Genomic DNA, 15,365 nt, shown 5'->3' on the forward strand with positions numbered 1-15,365 from the left:
TCTGGGAGCGCTCCCAACATCGACCCTCGCAAATGAAGGGAGGCCCCCCGCCTAACGCGTGACACCGGTTCCCAGAGACACCAATCCGTCCACATGGACTGGAGCGGGGGTCGGGACGCCCTCCCCGTCCCCCGCTCACCGGAGCTTCCCGTCACAGCCCGGTTAAGCCCGCGCCCTCGGGGCATCCGAGTCGGCATGACAACGTCGACCAGAGAATTCGCCGTGGTGACCGGCGCGTCCAGCGGGATCGGCTTCGAGCTGGCCCGGCAGTTCGCCGAGCACGGCTACGACCTGCTGATCGCCGCCGAGGACGCCGCCATCGACCAGGCGGCGGCCGATTTGCGCCGCGACGGCAACAACCAGGTCATTCCCGTACGCGCCGACCTGGCCACCTACGAGGGGGTCGAGCAGGTGTACGCGGCGATCCTCGAGACCGGCCGGGACGTCGACGCGATCGCCCTCAACGCGGGCCGCGGCATCGGCGGCGACTTCACCCGCGACACGGACCTCGCCGACGAGCTCAACGTGATCGACGTCAACGTCACCTCGACGGTCCACCTGGCCAAGCGCGTGCTTCCCGGCATGGTGAGCCGGGGCGGCGGCCAGGTCCTGTTCACCTCGTCGATCGCCGCCACGATGCCCGGCACGTACCAGGCGGTCTACAACGCCTCCAAGTCGTTCGTGCAGTCCTTCGCCGAGGCGGTCCGCGCCGAGCTGAAGGACACCGGCGTGACCGTGACGTCGCTGATGCCCGGCCCCACCGAGACGAACTTCTTCCACCGCGCCGAGATGGACGACACCAAGGTCGGCGCGAGCGAGAAGGACGACCCGGCCGACGTCGCCAAGCAGGGCTTCGAGGCCATGATCAAGGAGAAGCAGAAGGTGGTGGCCGGTTCCCTCAAGACCAGGACGCAGGGCGCCGCGGCCAAGGTGATGCCGGACAGCATGAAGGCCGAGATGCACCGCAAGATGGCCGAGCCCGGCTCCGGCCAGAAGTAGCCGTCATGAGCCTTCTCATCCGAGCCGCCGCACTGGGCGCGTCCGCCGGCGGCCGCAGCGTCACCCCACTGGCCGCGCTGGCCGATCGAGGCTTCCTCCGCGTCGCCGCCCGGGTCGCCGCCATCGGCGAGCTCATCGCCGACAAGCTGCCCGGCACGCCGAGCCGCCTGCAACCAGCCCCGTTGGCCGGCCGGGTCGCACTCGGCGCGCTCTCCGCCGGCATCTACGCCCACCGCCGGGGTCGCTCGGTCTTCCTGCCGGCGGCCGTCGCGGGCGCGACAGCCTTCGCCGCCAGTTACGCCGGCGCGAGCTGGCGCGCCCTCGCCGAGCGGCACGGCCTCGACCTCCCGGCCGCGGTGGCCGAGGACGCCGCGGCCGTGGCATTGGCAGAGGCCGCCGTCCGCTGAACAGCAGAACGGACAGCGCTACGCGAACAGCGCGCTGACCGATTCGCCGTTGTGGATGCGGCGCATGGCCTCGGCCAGCGCCGGCGCCACCGAGAGGATCGTCAGCTTGTCGGTGCTGTTCTCCTTGGGGATCGGCACCGTGTTGGTGCAGACGATCTCCTCGATCTCCTTCTCGTCGGAGAGCCGCCGGATGGCGTCGCCGGTGAACAGCCCGTGGGTGCACGCCACGCGCACGCTGCGCACGTTGCGCTCCCGGAGCCGGGCCAGCAGCTCGAAGACCGTGCTGCCCTTGGCGATCTCGTCGTCGAGGACGATCACGTCGCGGTCGGTGACGTCGCCGATGACCGTGCTGATGACCACCTTGTCGTCGGCGTAGCGCTGCTTCGCGCCGGCCGCCACGTCGATGTCGAGCATCCGGGCGAACGCCGCCGCCTCCTTGGCGTTGCCCAGGTCGGGCGAGACGACGACGGTGTTGCTGAGGTCATAGCCGCGGAAATGGTGGGCGAGCTCGCGCAGGGCGTGCAGGTGGTCGACGGGAATGCTGAAGAAGCCGTGCACCTGGGGCGAATGCAGGGTCATCGCGAGAACCCGATCGGCGCCGGCCGTGCTCAGCAGGTCGGCGACCAGGCGGCCACCGATGGAGATGCGCGGCGCGTCCTTCTTGTCGCTGCGCGCGTACGCGTAATGCGGCAGCACGACGGTGATCCGGCCGGCGCTGGCGCCGCGTGCGGCGTCGAGCATGAAGAGCAATTCCACCAAATTCTCTTGTACGGGTGGGACAAGCGGCTGGATGAGGAAGACGTCCCGTTCCCGGCAGTTGCCCTGCAGCTGCACCTCGATGCAGTCGTTGGCGAAGCGGGAGGTTCGGGTCGGCATCAGCGGCACGCCCAGATGCAGGCAGATCTCGGCGGCGAGCGCGGGATGGGCGGATCCGGAGAAAACGGCGATGTCACGCACGGGGACCACCCTAAAAGGATACCGGCGGACACTTGCGAGCGACCTTCGGTGCCCCTACGGTAACCGTTGCTCATGAGTGACCAATGGGAGTCCGCCCTCGACGCGCTGGGCGATCCGACGCGGCGGCGGATCGTCGAGCGCCTGCGCGCCGCCGGCCCGTCGGCGGTCGGCGCGCTCGCGGCCGAGCTGCCGGTGGGACGTCCCGCGGTGAGCAAACACCTCAAGGTGCTCGAGGGCGCCGGGCTGGTCGTGCACGAGAGCGCCGGGACGCGAAACCTGTACGCGCTGGCTCCCGAGGGCTTCACCGCTTTGCAGCGATGGTTGGTCGGAATGTGGGACGACGCTTTTCCCGAGTAGCCGCTAGCGTGAGCGCATGAACGGACTTGCCGTGGCCTGCCGCCGCGTGGTGCACATCTATCGCGCCGAGGCCGGTGACGTCGTCGCGCTCGCCGGCGTCGACCTCTCGATCGCGCCGGGCGAGACGCTCGCGCTGGTCGGCCCCTCGGGCTCCGGCAAATCCACGCTGATCGCGCTGCTGGCGGGCCTGATGCGGCCGTCGGCCGGCCGCATCAACATCGGCACGTACGACATGGGCAAGCTCTCCGACGGCGAGATCTCCCGGCTGCGGGGCACGGAGATCGGCGTGGTCCTGCAGGGCGCGTCGCGCAACCTCCTGCCGTACGCGTCATTGCACCGCAACATCTGGCTCGCGCAACGCCGGGCCGCGCACACCCGCGGCATCAAGCTCGACGACCCGGATCGCATCCTCGACCTCGTCGGTCTCCCCGGCCAGGGCCGCCAGCGCCTCGCCGACCTGACCCCGGGCGGCCGCCAGCGCGCCGCCCTGGCCGTCGGCATCGCCACCGGCCCCGGCCTGTTGCTGGTCGACGAGCCCACGAGCCGCCTCGACACGGCCGGCCGCGACGAGGTCCTGGCGGCCATGGAGACGGTGAACGCCGAACGCCAGACCACCATCGTCGTGGTCACCCACGACAACGAGGTGGGCGCGCGCCTGGGCCGGGCGGTGACGATCCGCGACGGCCGGGTCGGCGCCGAGGGCCGGGACGGCCAGGACTTCGCCGTGGTCGCCGGCGACGGCACGGTCCAGCTGCCACCCGAGGTGCTGGGCAACTACCCGCCCGGCACCCTGTTCACGGTCCAGCACATAGACGGCGAGGTGACCCTGGTCCCCGGCGGCACCGACCACGCCGCCTGACTCGGCGAACGCCCAGCGCCCTAAGGGCGTGCCCAGATCGCCTCGCCGTCGGCCAGGTGCAGCTCGCGGTCGCAGGCAGCGGCCGCCTCCGGGTCGTGCGTCGCGAAGACCACCGCGGCCCCGCGCGTGGCCTCGGCCCGCAGCAGCTCGATCACCCGCTGCCGGTTGGCCGCGTCCAGCTCGCTGGTGACCTCGTCGGCCAGCAGCACATCGCCCTGCAGCGCCAGCCCGCGGGCGATCGCCGTCCGCTGCTGCTGGCCGCCGGACAGCTCCTCGATCAGCTGGTTCGCCTGCCCGGACAGCCCGAGCGGCTCGAGCGACTCCGCCGTCCGCCGGCGCGCCTCGGCCGGCGTCCCCCCGGTCGCGATCACCGCCACCGAGATGTTTTCGGCCGCCGTGAGGATCGCGGCCAGCCCGTTGTCCTGCGGGATCAGCACCACCCCGAGAGACACCGCGTGGTCGCGGTCCCCGAGCGGCTCCCCGTCGATCAGCACCTTCCCACCGGCCGGCGGCAGCAGCCCCGCCATCGCGCTGAGCAGCGTGGTCTTGCCCGCGCCCGAGGTGCCGGTGACAGCCAGGATCTCCCCCGGCTTGGCGACGACCGTGACTCCGGTCAGCACCGGCCGGCCGCCGTCCCAGGCAAGGTCCGCGGCCTCAACGGTCAACGTCTTCACGTGCGTCTCCTCGGTTCGATGCGGTCGTGCGGTCAACCCGGTCACCCCGGTCACGAGGGCCAGACGGGTCACCAGAGCCAGGGCGGGGGCCACCAGAGCCAGGGCGGCGGCCACCAAGGCCAAGGCCGGCGGGGTCGATGCGGCGGTGCAGGTCCCGGCCCGTGCCGGCGGCCACCGCGGCGAGCAGCAGCAGGACCACCGCGGCGGTGGCCAGGACGATCAGGATGCGGGGCCAGGCCGGCAATGGCAACGCCGGCGGGCTCGCGCCGGCCAGCGGCAGCGCCCACCCGGTCAGCCCCCACACCGCGAGCGCGGTCAGTACCCCGGCCACCGCCGCGATCGCGACCAGCACCGGGTATGTCCAGAGCGTGGCCCGCCCGGCGACCGCCCGGCGCAGTCCCTGGGCGCGCAGGGCCGACAGATCCTCGACCCGGCGTTCGCGGTCGACCGCCGCCGCCAGCACCAGCGCCCCCGCCCCGAGCAGCACCGAGAGCCCGGCCGCCAGGAAGTAGAAGTACAGCGACAGCGCCGGCCCCTGCTCGGCGAGCCGGTCGCGCACCTCGTCCGACCGGGTGTCCCCGGTGATAGTCAGGCCCTGTGCGGCCAGCCGGTCGAGAATGTCGGCGGGCGCGCGATCGTTGAGCCACACCTGCGGGTCGAGCGAGATGGCCGCGTCCGCCGACAGGCGGTCGGCGTATTCGAGGTCGACCAGCGTCGCGCGGTCGCCGACCCGCGGCACCGCCGGCAGCCGGTCGATCGGCCGCACCGCGAGGGGTTTCGCGTCGAGCCCGGTGACCGTGTTGCCGGCCGGCTTCGCTCCGGCGTAGGCGGCGGGCAGCGGCGACGGCGCGTCGACCGGCTTGGCCCAGATCCCGTCGCGGATCCCGTTCGGCGCCGTCGCATCGATGCCCAGCCCACCCGGATCGGCCACGACGGCCCCCGGACCGGCCGCGTCGCCTGTGAGACCGCCGAGCCGCCACCGCGACGTGTCCGCGAGTGCCTCGGCCGGCAGCGCCGCCCCGGCCGAGCCCAGCGAGTTGATCACCACGCGGCCGGTCACGCCGAGGTCGGTGGTCGCGATGGTCACCTCGATGCCGTTGATCCGGCATTTCAGCCGGCAGGTCTCGACCCGCTGCTTGTAGGTGCTGCGCCCGTTCCGCAGCGTGCCGAAGTCGACCACCTCGTCGCCGAGGCCGGCCTCCGACGAGACCGCCACGAGCAGCTTGAGCTCCTTGCCCTTCTGCATCCCGGTGGTAGTGACCGTGACTCCGAGATCCTGGCCCTGCAGCACGGTCGGCTCGGCGGCCGGGGGCCGGAGCCGCGAAGCCACCTCGCGCGCCGACGGACCGCCGCCCGGCCACGACGCCACCGCCTCCAGCCGCCGGGAGTCGACGGCGAGCCCCAGCGCCTCGTCGGCCGAAGAGCTGGGTAGCCGGACCACCGCCATGGCGAACCGCCCGCCGGGGTCGACCATCTCGACCGCGTGCAGCAACCGGCTGCGGTGCACCGGGTCGACGCTCAGCACCCGCGCGGCGCCCACGCCCAGGTCGGCCTGCACGTCCCGCCCGCGGGCCGCCACGTCGACCGCGCACGCCGCATACCCGGCCACCGCCACCGTCGCGACCAGCAGCGCGAAGAGCCGCTGCGCGCCGGGCCGGCGGGAGAGCTGGAAGGCGGCGAGCGCCGGGCCGAGCCGTCCGGCGCCGAGCGCCCGGGTCGCGTAGCGGGTGACGGCGGGAAGCAGGGCGCGGGCGGCGAGCAGCGACAGGGCCAGGATGGCGAACGCCGGGGCCAGCAGCGCGACGCCGGTGAGCTCTCCGCCGGAGACCGCGAGCTGCATGCCGCTGAGCGCGGCGAGCAGCACGATGACGGCCTCGACGGCGACCGCGCGCGGGCCGTTGACCCGGCCGGGGTTGCGGCGCAGCAGGGTGGCGACCGGGCTGACCAGCTGGCGGCGCTGGGCGAGGACCGCGGCGGCGCAGGCGGCCAGCGCGGCGATCGGGGCGTAGCGCAGCGACGACCAGCCGGCGGCCACGCCCACGCCGGGGAAGCGGGCGGCGGCCACGGCGTTGACGAGCAGCTGCCCGGCGACGCAGCCGGCGACGGCGCCGGCCAGGATCGCGACCAGGCTCTCCCCTGCCGCCAGCCACCAGCGGGTCCACCAGCGGGTGCCGCGCAGCGCGACGATAGCGAGCTCGGGCTGCCGGCCCTGCGCGCCGTAGCTGACCGCCAGGAAGATGCTGAAGCAGGCGAGCAGCACCAGCGGCACGGCCATCACCGGCACGAGCAGGCGGGCGTTGCCGCGGCCGCCGTCGATGCGGTCGAGCAGGTACGGCAGCTCCGTGTTGATCTGCACGGTCGGGCCGAGCTTGGTGGCCTGGGACTTGAGCGTCTCGAGGCCGGTGCGCAGCTGCGGCAGCCGGTCGATGTTCAGTGCCTCCGGCCCCGCCGTGCCGTCGATCGCCATCTCGGTGCGGCCGTGGTCGATGACCGCCAGCGTGGCCGCGCCGATGAAGACCGGCTCGCCGGGACCGTGACCGGGCACGGCGGTGAAGTATCCGTGGGTGCCCCAATAGGCGTCGCCGGGCTGCGGCACCGTGTACGTCCCCGCCACGTACAGCCGCCGGGGTTTGCCGTCGGGGATGTAGAGCGGGTTGTGGTCGTCGTTGTTGCTCTTGGCGAAGGTGAGCGTGATGGCGTCGCCGGCCGCGAGCCCGGCGCGCTTGGCCGTCTCGGCGCCCAGGATCGCCTCGCCCTCGCCGATCAGGCAGCGGCCGGTGACGATCCGCAGGTGGCCGCAGGCGTCCTGGCGGAAGACGACCCGCGAGGCGATGACGTTGTCGGGCTCGATGCCGATGGCCGGGAACTCGGCGGAGAAGCGGTACTCGAAGCCGGGCAGGCCGGCCAGCGCGGCGCCGACGTTGCTGAAGTCAGGGTTGCCGTTGTTGCCGCCGCGCTCGTCCTGGCCGGAGCTGAGCACGATGCCGCGCTCGGCGGGGCTGGCGGTGGCGATCTGCCCGGCGGCGACGGCCCGGTCGGCGGCGGCGAGATAGGCCGGCGAGGCGACCGCGGCGGCCACCGCGAGCAGGGCCAGCAGCGCGAGCGTCAGCGACTGCCCGCGACGGGTCCAGACCATGGCGAGGACGAGGCGGATCATCGGCCCGCCTCCCGGCGCAGGCGGCGGGTCAGCGGCAGCACCGCGAGCCATCCGGTGACGCCCAGCACGAGCAGCGCGGCCAGCCCGGCGAGGGCGAGCGGGGCGAGGCCGAGCGCGCTCGGCGCGGGCAGCACGTTCCAGCCGTCCGTGAAGGCGGGCAGCGTGATGCGCACCATCGGCCGCGCGATCGCGGCGGCGAGGAGACCCACGACCAGACCGGAGAGAACAAGAGCAGCGATTCCCGCGTACGCCGTGACGACCGCGACCCTCCCCGGCAGCCCCTGCACGCGCAGTGCCCGCAGCTGCTCGAGCCGGGAGCGGCGGTCCACCGCCCCGGCCACGGCGACGGCCGCCGCCGCGAGCAACAGCACGACCGCCCCGGCGATCAGCGTGAAGCGGCTGACCACGGCGGGCGCCTGGCCGGCCAGGTGGGCTGTCCGGTCGCCGATCGTCTCGTCGGTGGCGACCGTGAGGCCGGCCCCGGTGAGCGCGCCGACGATGCCGGGCCGCGCGCCGGGAGCGAGCCACACCTGGAACTCCCCGGCCGGGGTGGCGTCGCCGATGACCCGCCGGGTCGCGTCGAGGTCGGCGAGCACCCCGCTGCGGCCGACGACCGGCAGCGCGCCGACCGTGCGGACCACCCGCACCGGGGCCGGCTCGCTGCCCAGCGAGAGCAGGGTGGGCTCGCCGAACTGCCAGGCCGGCGGGGCCGCACCGGCCAGCACGACCGGCAGCGGCAGGTCGGTGTCGACGGCGTACGCGGCGGTGCCGCGCTCCCCGTGCTCGCCCGGGTCGGTGTCGGCCGCCAGGGTGAGCGCGCCGCCGGCGGCGGTCAGGTCGAGCGACGGGCCGGCCGTGCCGGACCGCCATCGGGCGACGTCGGCGAGGCGGGCCGGGTCGAGGATCACGCCGGGCGGATCGAGCTGGTCGAGCCCGCGTACGGAAATGGCGGCCGGACCGCTCACCTCCCACCGCAGGATGCGGCAGCCCGGCGCGGCGGCGCAGCCGGCGACCGGCGCCTCGAGCGTCCGCTCCCCCGCGTCCACCCGCCCGAACCGCACCGGCACCGGCGCGCCCGTGCCCTCGTGCTGGAGGGTCAGCGTCAGCTCCACCGGCGCGCCCTGGTGGCTGACCCGCACGGCGAGCCGGGCGCCGGTGATCCGGGGCAGCGGCGCGGGCGCGACGGTGGCGGGCAGCGCACCGATCGGCCCGTACTCGGGCCGCCAGCGCGCGACCGCGGCGAGGCGTCCACTGTCGACGGCCAGGACCGGCGGGTTGCTGGTGCGGTCGACCGTCACCGCCATGGCCTGGTCGCCCACCGGGTCGGCGGCGCGCACCGCGGCCAGCAGCGCCGTGCGGTTGGGCGCCTGCACATTCAGCACCCGGACCGCGCCCAGCTCGGCGTTGGCGCGCTGCACCCGGGCCGTACGCTCGCCGGCGTAGCCGCCCACGGCCGTGGCGAACACCGCGACCGCGACCACCACCAGCGCGAACACCCGGTCGCCGCCGGGCTGGCGGGACACCTGCACGGCGGTCAGCCCGAGTCGCAGGTGACCGGTGCGCACGGCCGCGCCGCCCCCGCGGTCGGCGACCCGCCCCAGCAGCCGGGCCAGCAGCAGCGCCACCGCCAGCGCCACCAGCGCGGGCGCGGCGAGCGCGAGCCCCTGCCCGGCGGCCCCGGACCGGGCCTGATAGATCGCGGACACGGCCACCGCGAGCAGCAGCACGTCGGCGAGGCCCGCGCGCCAGTCGCCCCGGCCGCCGCTGACCTCGCGCAACAGGTCGGAGACGGGCCGGCGCAGGGCCACGGCCTCGATCAGCGCGAGCACGGCCAGCCCGCCGACGAGCACGGCTCCGGCCGCCGCGGCCGAGAGCGCCAGCGCGGCCGGTTGCTGGTCGGCGCCGACCGGGCCCGCCAGCCACCGGGCCAGCAGGTATCCCAGCGGCAGGCCGAACAGCGCGCCCAGCACGAGCGGCACGAGATGCTGTCCCCAGGCCAGGCGCAGGATCGCGCCGCGGGAGCCGCCGCGCAGCTTGAGCAGGGCCGCGTCGCCGCGCCGGTCGCGCCCGGTGTATTGGCCGGCCAGGCCGATCGCGAACCACGCGAGGACCAGCACCTGGAGGACGGCGACGAGCACGCCCTCGCGGATGGCCTCGCGGTCGCGGGCGATCGTGCCCAGCAGCGGGCCGGTCGTGTTGACCAGCCGCAGCCCCTGCCGGCCGAAGTCGTAGTCGGACTGCCGGAGCACGCCGGCCAGGTCGTACCCGCCCTCGCCGCGGATCAGCCGGTCGGGCACCTGCACGTCGTAGCTGAGCGTGGGGTCGCCGAGATCCTCGTCCCGGAACGTGTCGATCGTGGTGAAGGCCGGGTCGAGGCCGGCGTCCGCCACGAACAGCGGGTTGCTCCAGTACGAGCCGGCCGGGTCGTCGAGCGAGTACGTCGCCACGACGCGCAGGGTGAGCGGCTTCGCGTCGGGCTGGCGGCGCAGGTCGAGCCGGCTGCCGCGGCCGAGGCCGAGCTGCTGGGCCGCGTTCACGCTGATCGCGGCCTCGCCCCGGGCGGCCGGGCAGGGGCCGTCGAGGCGCAGGTGGTCGCAGGCGTCCTCGCGGTAGGCGATGGCCATCGACGGGGTCTGCCCGCCGTGGGTGATGATCAGTGGCAGCACCATGCCGCCGACCGGGTCGGTGGCCGGCAGCGGGAGCTCGCCGCGCGCGTTCGCCGCGAACTGGTCGAGCGTGCCGGCCGGATCGCCGCCGGTCTCGACGATCTTGCGGATCGACAGCGTGCGGTCGCCGGCCGCGGCGGCGTCGACGTCGGCCGAGGCGGCCCGGGTGGCGCCGGCGATGGCGAACCACGGCCCGGCCGCGGCCACGGCGGTGGCCAGCGCGGTCAGGACGAGGACGGTCAGCACCTGGGCACGGCGGGTGCGGACAGCGCCCCATACCAATGCCAGCATGCCCCACCTCCCCCGCGGGAATCACCCGGGAGGTTACAGCCAGTGGCGCCTTCGCAGGTACCAGTACAGGCCGCCGGCCGAGAACGCGATGAGGACCAGGCTCTGGACGTAACCCCACATCTTCTCGAAGCCGGGATACGGCAGGTTCTGTCCGAAGTACCCGGTCAGGGCGGTCGGGACGGCGATCACCGCGGCCCACGCCGCCAGCTTGCGGGTGATGTCGTTGAGGACGTTGCCCTGCTCGGCCAGGTCCGCCTGCAGCAGGCTCTCGATCCGCTCGCGCAGGTGCTCGACCTGGTCGTTCGCGTGCCGGGAGTGGTCCTCGACATCCCGGAAGTACGGCGCCAGGTGCTCGTCGACCAGCTTCAGCTCGGGCCGCATCGCCTGGGAGACCAGCTCCGGCATCGGCGACACCGCCCGGCGCAGCGCCGCCACCGTCTTGCGCAGCCGCAGGCCGTGCATGCGCACCTCGCGGGGCGCGCCGCCCTCCTCGAGCAGCGCGTCCTCGACGCCGTCCATCGCCACGTCCAGCTCCTGCGCGGCGGCGACGTGCCCGTCGACCACCTCGTCCAGCAGTCCGTGCAGCAGGAACCCGACGCCCCCGGCCGCGTTCAGCTGCGCGTCGGCGTCCCAGCGCTCGATGAACTTCGCGGTGTCGCTCGGCGCCTTCCGCACGGTGATCAGCGCCCGCGCCGTGACGAACGCGCTGATCTCGGTCTTGCCGAACGGCGGGTCCTCCGGCTTGGTGGAGACATCCACGGCGTACACGTTGAGGAACAGATGCTCCGGGTAGCGGTCGAGCTTCGGGCGCTCGTGGTCCTGAGTGGCGTCCTCGACCGCGAGCGGGTGCAGGTGGAACTCCTCGGCGACCGCGGCCAGGTCGGCCGCGCTCGGCCGGTACAGATCGAGCCACAGCACCGCCTCCGGATGCCGCGCCAGCATCTCGGACACCTGGTCGGCGGGGAAATCCTCGGCGATCGGCCGGCCGTTCTCATAGAGGCGGGTCTCGGCGGGGCAGGACGGCGCGGTCACCGTCACACTATGCCCCACCGGTGGTACCGCCATACCATGAGCCGTGACCTGGCTCGATCATCTGCTGACGACGTTCTACAACGCGAAGTGGCAGGTGACACCCGGCCAGGCGATCTACTACCGGGAGATCGTCGGCAACGCGTTCGGCCTCGGCTCGGCGCTGTTCGGCCTGCGGCGCAGCGCGTGGGCGTGGCCGGTCGGCATCGTCGGCAACGTGCTGCTGTTCACGGTCTTCATGGGCCAGGCCATCGGCAACGATCAGGGCACGCCGCTCTACGGGCAGGCGTCGCGCCAGGTCTTCTTCATCGTGACGAGCGTCTATGGCTGGTGGCGGTGGCGGCGCAACTCCACCCGTACGCATGGAATCGCCGTCACCCCGCACTGGGCTTCGCCGAAGCAGCGAGCCGTTTACGGGACGGCGGCATTGGCCGCCGTCGTGGTCTGTTTCTTCGTCTTCCGCGCGATCGGCGCCGGTTTCCCGGTCCCCTGGTGGTATTACCTGGCCGACTCGTGGATCTTCGTGGGCTCGATGCTCGCCACCTATGCGATGGCCCGCGGCTGGGTCGAGTTCTGGCTGTGCTGGATCGCGGTCGACCTGGTCGGCGTCCCCGAGCTCCTGCATTTCGGCTATTACCCGTCGGCCGTTCTCTATGCGGTCTACGCCGGCTTCGTGATCTGGGGTTTCGTCGTGTGGCTGCGCATCTCCCGCGCCGAGTCCGGCCCTCGCCTGACTACCCCCACGCCTGCGGCGGCATGATTCCCCCACCGGCAGCCGCATTGGCTTGGGCCGCGTCAATTTCAGGCCCCGAGGCGCACGCGTACGTCGTGAGCAAGCTCGCCGGAGGCACCCATGCCATCACCCACCTGATCCGCACCACCGACCCGGTCCGCGAGTTGGTGCTGCGGCGCTTCCCGCCCGGCGACGACGCCGCGTCGCGGGAGGCCATCGTGCTCGCGGCCCTCGACGGCCTGGACGGCCTCGCGCCGAGACTGCTCGCCGCCGACCCCGCCGGCCGTCGTTTCGGCGAGCCGGCGACGCTGCTGACCCGCCTGCCGGGCGAGGCGTCGCTCGCGCCCCGGCCCACCCAGCTGGGCCGCGCGCTGGCCCGCGTCCACGCGACGCCGCTCGACCGCCTCGCCGCCTTCCCCGAGCTCAAGCCGGTCGAGCAGCCGCTGGTCCTGACCCACAACGACTTCTGGTCCGGCAACGTCCTCTGGGACGGCGACACCCTCACCGGCGTCGTCGACTGGTCCGGCGCCCGCCGTGCCCCGCGCGGCTTCGACGTGAGCTGGTGCCGCCTCGACCTGTTCCTCCTGCACGGCGCGCAGGCCGCCGACGAGTTCCTGGCCGCCTACCAGGACGCGGCCGGCGTGACGGTTCCCGAGATGGCGTGGTGGGATGCCTTCGCGCTCGCCAACTCCCGCGAGACCGTCGAGACGTGGGTGCCCAACTACCGCGACCTGGGCCGCACCGACCTGACCGCCACCGCCCTCCGCGACCGCCACACCGCCTGGGCCGAGCGCGCTTCAGAGCCCTGAGGCCGGGCGCTTCAGAGCCCTGAGGCCGGGCGCTTCAGAGCCCTGAGGCCGGGCGCTTCAGAGCCCCGGGGCGGCGGCGACGATGTCGCGGTTCTCCAGGACGTGGCGTGGAGAGCCATGTCGGGCGAGACGGAGCGCGGCCTGGCCCAGCTGCACCGTGCTGGTCATGAGCACCGGCGCGAGCCGCACCAGCCGGAGCAGCGGGGCGATCGCGGGCAGAGCCGAAGCGAACAGCCGATAGGCCGGCGTCCGGGATCGCACGCCGTGGAGGGGCCGGACGAAGCCGGGACGCAGCGCGTACCCGTTGGGGAAGGTGGCGATGATCGCGTTCTCGGTGCGGCCCTTCACCCGGGCCCACCGACTGCGGCCTTGTTCGGTGCTGTCGGTGCCGCCGCCGGAGACGTAGACGAAGGTCAGCGCGGGGTTGATCGCGGCGAGGGTGCGGGCCGCCGCGATCGTGTAGTCATGGGTGACGCGTTCGTAGTCCGCCGGGTCCATGCCGACCGAGGAGACGCCGAGCGCCCAGAAGCACGCGTCGGCGCCGGCCAGTTCGTCGCTGATCGCGGAGAAGTCGAGGAAGTCGCCGTGCACGACGTGGCGCAGTTTGGGGTGCCGCGCGTCGAGCGGCGTCCGGCCGACGGTGACGACTTCGGTGACGTCGGCGGCCCACAGGCTCTCCTGCAGGAAGCCGTCGCCGATGAGGCCGCTTCCGCCGAAGACGACTACCTTCACGACCGTTCGCCGGCGGGGACGGAGACTCCGGTGAGGCGCTCGGACTCGGCCCACAGCCGTACGCGTGCGTCCTTGTCATTTGCCCGGTTGTTGCCTTTGCCTTTCGCGCGGGGCCGACCAGCCCCCACCGCGGCCCGTAGTAGCCGCCCGCCACCGCATCGGGGCTGGTCGCCGCGTAGAGCAACGGCTCCGCCCCCTGCTCGACGCCCTGGCCGGGAGTGATCGCGAACGAGATCCGCATGCCCAGGCTCGCCCGGCCGCCCAGATTCGGGCCCGAGGTCATCAGGTTGGTCTTGGTGTAGCCGGGGTGCGCGCCGGCCGACAGCAGCGGCCAGCCACGCTCGGCGGCGATGTCGGCCAGTTCCAGGGTCAGCATCAGGTCGGCGAGCTTCGACTGGGCGTAGGCGGCGACGGGCGTGTAGCCGTCGCGCAGCTGCAGGTCGTCGAAGGCGATCCGGCCCCGGGCAGAGGTGCCGCTGCTCATGGTGGCCACGCGGGGAGCGCGGGCGGCCAGCAGCAACGGCAGCAGGCGCACGGTCAGCGCGAACGGACCCAGGTAGTTGCTGGCCAGCTGCATCTCGAAGCCGTCGGCGGACTCCATCCGGGTGGGCAGCATCATCACGCCGGCGTTGTTGAGCAGCAGGTCGAGGGGCCGGCCGCCGGCGATCAGGCCGTCGGCGAAGTCGCGGACCGAGGACTGGTCGGCCAGGTCGAGGCGGCGGACGTGCACCTCGGCCCCGGGATGCGCCGCGAGGATCTCGGCGCGGGCCTGCTCGCCCTTGGCCGGCGTGCGCACCGCGAGGATCACGTCCGCGCCGACGCCGGCGAGACGCTTGGCGGCTTCCTTGCCGGTGCCGCTGTTCGCGCCGGTCACGACGGCGAGCTTGCCGCGTTGGTCGGGTACCTCGTACATGGTCGGGCTCCTTAAAGACCGTCGGTCTGTTATTTCGTCCACGATAACAGGACCATCGGTCTGTAAGCTAGGGGCCATGGAGTTCAAGCGCGCCCGGACCGACGAGCAGCGGCACGAGCGGCGGCGGCAGATCCTCGACACCGCGGCCGCGATGCTGACCCAGATGCCGGTCGCGAAGCTCACGCTCAACGAGCTGAGCCGCCGCGTCGGGCTGGCCAAGTCGAACGTTCTGCGGTATTTCGAGTCCCGCGAGGCGGTCCTGCTCGACCTGCTCGACGTCGAGATGAAGGAGTGGCTGGCTCACCTCGACCGCGCCCTCACCGGCTGCGATGGCACGCCCCGGCAGCGCGGCGACGAGCTCGCCGCCGTCCTGGCCGAGTCCCTGGCCGAGCGGCCGATCCTCTGCGACCTGGCCAGCGCGCACGCGGGCGTGCTGGAGCAGAACGTGTCGACCGAGGTGGCCATCCAGCACAAGCTGGCCACCCGGCGGGCCTACGAGGAGCAGACGCGGCTCTTCCTGCGGTGCCTGCCCGAGCTCGGCGTTCAGGACGCGGCCCACCTGGCCGCCACCGCGACGCTGATCACCGCCGCCGCCTGGCCGTACAGCCAGCCGTCCGAGGCGCTGCTGGCCGCCTACGCCGCCGACCCGGCGGTGGCCGCCATGCGGACGGACTTCACCGACCTGCTGCGCCAAACTTTGGCGGTGACCATCTCCGGCCTGCTCGCCCGCCGGGAGAATCTCCCGGTCGGTGCGGCGGCCATCGGCGAGAGTCCCCGATGAT

At 73.5% G+C, this 15,365-nt stretch carries 13 protein-coding genes and 1 pseudogene; 7 read left to right on the forward strand and 7 right to left on the reverse strand.

The genetic code is table 11. From position 1 onward, the window contains the following. The first annotated feature begins 195 nt into the window (after positions 1–195). Positions 196–999 (forward strand): SDR family NAD(P)-dependent oxidoreductase, encoded by an 804-nt coding sequence (locus tag ACQPZX_RS37885; protein ID WP_433366521.1) that lies wholly within the window; start codon positions 196–198, stop codon positions 997–999. A 5-nt stretch (positions 1,000–1,004) separates the two neighbouring features. Beyond that, positions 1,005–1,406, forward strand: a complete 402-nt coding sequence (locus ACQPZX_RS37890; RefSeq protein WP_433366524.1) for a hypothetical protein — start codon at positions 1,005–1,007, stop codon at positions 1,404–1,406. An 18-nt stretch (positions 1,407–1,424) separates the two neighbouring features. Here the strand turns inward: ACQPZX_RS37890 and ACQPZX_RS37895 are convergent, their stop codons facing one another. Beyond that, positions 1,425–2,363, reverse strand: a complete 939-nt coding sequence (locus tag ACQPZX_RS37895) for a ribose-phosphate diphosphokinase (RefSeq protein ID WP_433366527.1) — start codon at positions 2,361–2,363, stop codon at positions 1,425–1,427. 72 nt (positions 2,364–2,435) lie between these two features. Between ACQPZX_RS37895 and ACQPZX_RS37900 the strand changes: the two genes are divergently transcribed. Further along, positions 2,436–2,720: an ArsR/SmtB family transcription factor gene (locus ACQPZX_RS37900; RefSeq protein ID WP_433366530.1), complete on the forward strand. Its 285-nt coding sequence runs from the start codon at positions 2,436–2,438 to the stop codon at positions 2,718–2,720. A 16-nt stretch (positions 2,721–2,736) separates the two neighbouring features. Next, positions 2,737–3,579, forward strand: a complete 843-nt coding sequence (locus ACQPZX_RS37905; protein WP_433366533.1) for an ABC transporter ATP-binding protein — start codon at positions 2,737–2,739, stop codon at positions 3,577–3,579. Positions 3,580–3,599: 20 nt separating this feature from the next. Here the strand turns inward: ACQPZX_RS37905 and ACQPZX_RS37910 are convergent, their stop codons facing one another. From ACQPZX_RS37910 to ACQPZX_RS37925, 4 genes are read right to left on the reverse strand one after another with little or no spacing between them, the layout of a single operon-like run. Continuing rightward, positions 3,600–4,253, reverse strand: coding sequence for an ABC transporter ATP-binding protein (locus tag ACQPZX_RS37910; protein ID WP_433366536.1), 654 nt, complete (start codon positions 4,251–4,253; stop codon positions 3,600–3,602). Beyond that, positions 4,234–7,410 carry an FtsX-like permease family protein gene (locus tag ACQPZX_RS37915; RefSeq protein ID WP_433366539.1) on the reverse strand — a complete coding sequence of 1,059 codons (3,177 nt, stop codon included), beginning with the start codon at positions 7,408–7,410 and terminating at the stop codon, positions 4,234–4,236. The genes ACQPZX_RS37910 and ACQPZX_RS37915 overlap by 20 nt, the downstream gene beginning before the upstream one ends. Beyond that, a complete protein-coding gene (locus ACQPZX_RS37920) occupies positions 7,407–10,367 on the reverse strand; it encodes an FtsX-like permease family protein (RefSeq protein ID WP_433366542.1) in 2,961 nt (986 codons plus the stop codon). Before ACQPZX_RS37920 ends, ACQPZX_RS37915 begins: the two co-directional genes overlap by 4 nt. Positions 10,368–10,400: 33 nt before the next feature. Then, on the reverse strand, positions 10,401–11,399 hold the full coding sequence (locus ACQPZX_RS37925) for a magnesium transporter CorA family protein (RefSeq protein WP_433366545.1): 999 nt from the start codon (positions 11,397–11,399) through the stop codon (positions 10,401–10,403). A 43-nt stretch (positions 11,400–11,442) separates the two neighbouring features. On the opposite strand from ACQPZX_RS37925, the gene ACQPZX_RS37930 reads away from it, so the two are divergent. Together ACQPZX_RS37930 and ACQPZX_RS37935 are read left to right on the forward strand one after the other, a co-directional pair. Further along, entirely contained in the window at positions 11,443–12,156 is a 714-nt protein-coding gene (locus tag ACQPZX_RS37930) for a nicotinamide mononucleotide transporter family protein (RefSeq protein ID WP_433366548.1), read from the forward strand. A 68-nt stretch (positions 12,157–12,224) separates the two neighbouring features. Beyond that, complete coding sequence (locus ACQPZX_RS37935; protein WP_433366551.1) at positions 12,225–12,938, forward strand: phosphotransferase family protein; 714 nt, start codon at positions 12,225–12,227, stop codon at positions 12,936–12,938. Positions 12,939–12,995: 57 nt separating this feature from the next. On the opposite strand, the gene ACQPZX_RS37940 is transcribed toward ACQPZX_RS37935, so the two are convergent. Together ACQPZX_RS37940 and ACQPZX_RS37945 are read right to left on the reverse strand one after the other, a co-directional pair. After that, on the reverse strand, positions 12,996–13,670 hold the full coding sequence (locus ACQPZX_RS37940) for an epimerase (RefSeq protein ID WP_433366553.1): 675 nt from the start codon (positions 13,668–13,670) through the stop codon (positions 12,996–12,998). A gap of 337 nt (positions 13,671–14,007) precedes the next feature. Continuing rightward, positions 14,008–14,661, reverse strand: a pseudogene (locus tag ACQPZX_RS37945) (SDR family NAD(P)-dependent oxidoreductase); the annotation flags it as partial. On the opposite strand from ACQPZX_RS37945, the gene ACQPZX_RS37950 reads away from it, so the two are divergent. After that, positions 14,660–15,364: a TetR family transcriptional regulator gene (locus tag ACQPZX_RS37950; RefSeq protein WP_433366556.1), complete on the forward strand. Its 705-nt coding sequence runs from the start codon at positions 14,660–14,662 to the stop codon at positions 15,362–15,364. The pseudogene ACQPZX_RS37945 and the gene ACQPZX_RS37950 overlap by 2 nt on opposite strands. The last annotated feature ends 1 nt before the right edge of the window (position 15,365 follow it).

The sequence above is a fragment of the Actinoplanes sp. CA-142083 genome, from assembly GCF_050942195.1.
Classification (GTDB): domain Bacteria; phylum Actinomycetota; class Actinomycetes; order Mycobacteriales; family Micromonosporaceae; genus Actinoplanes.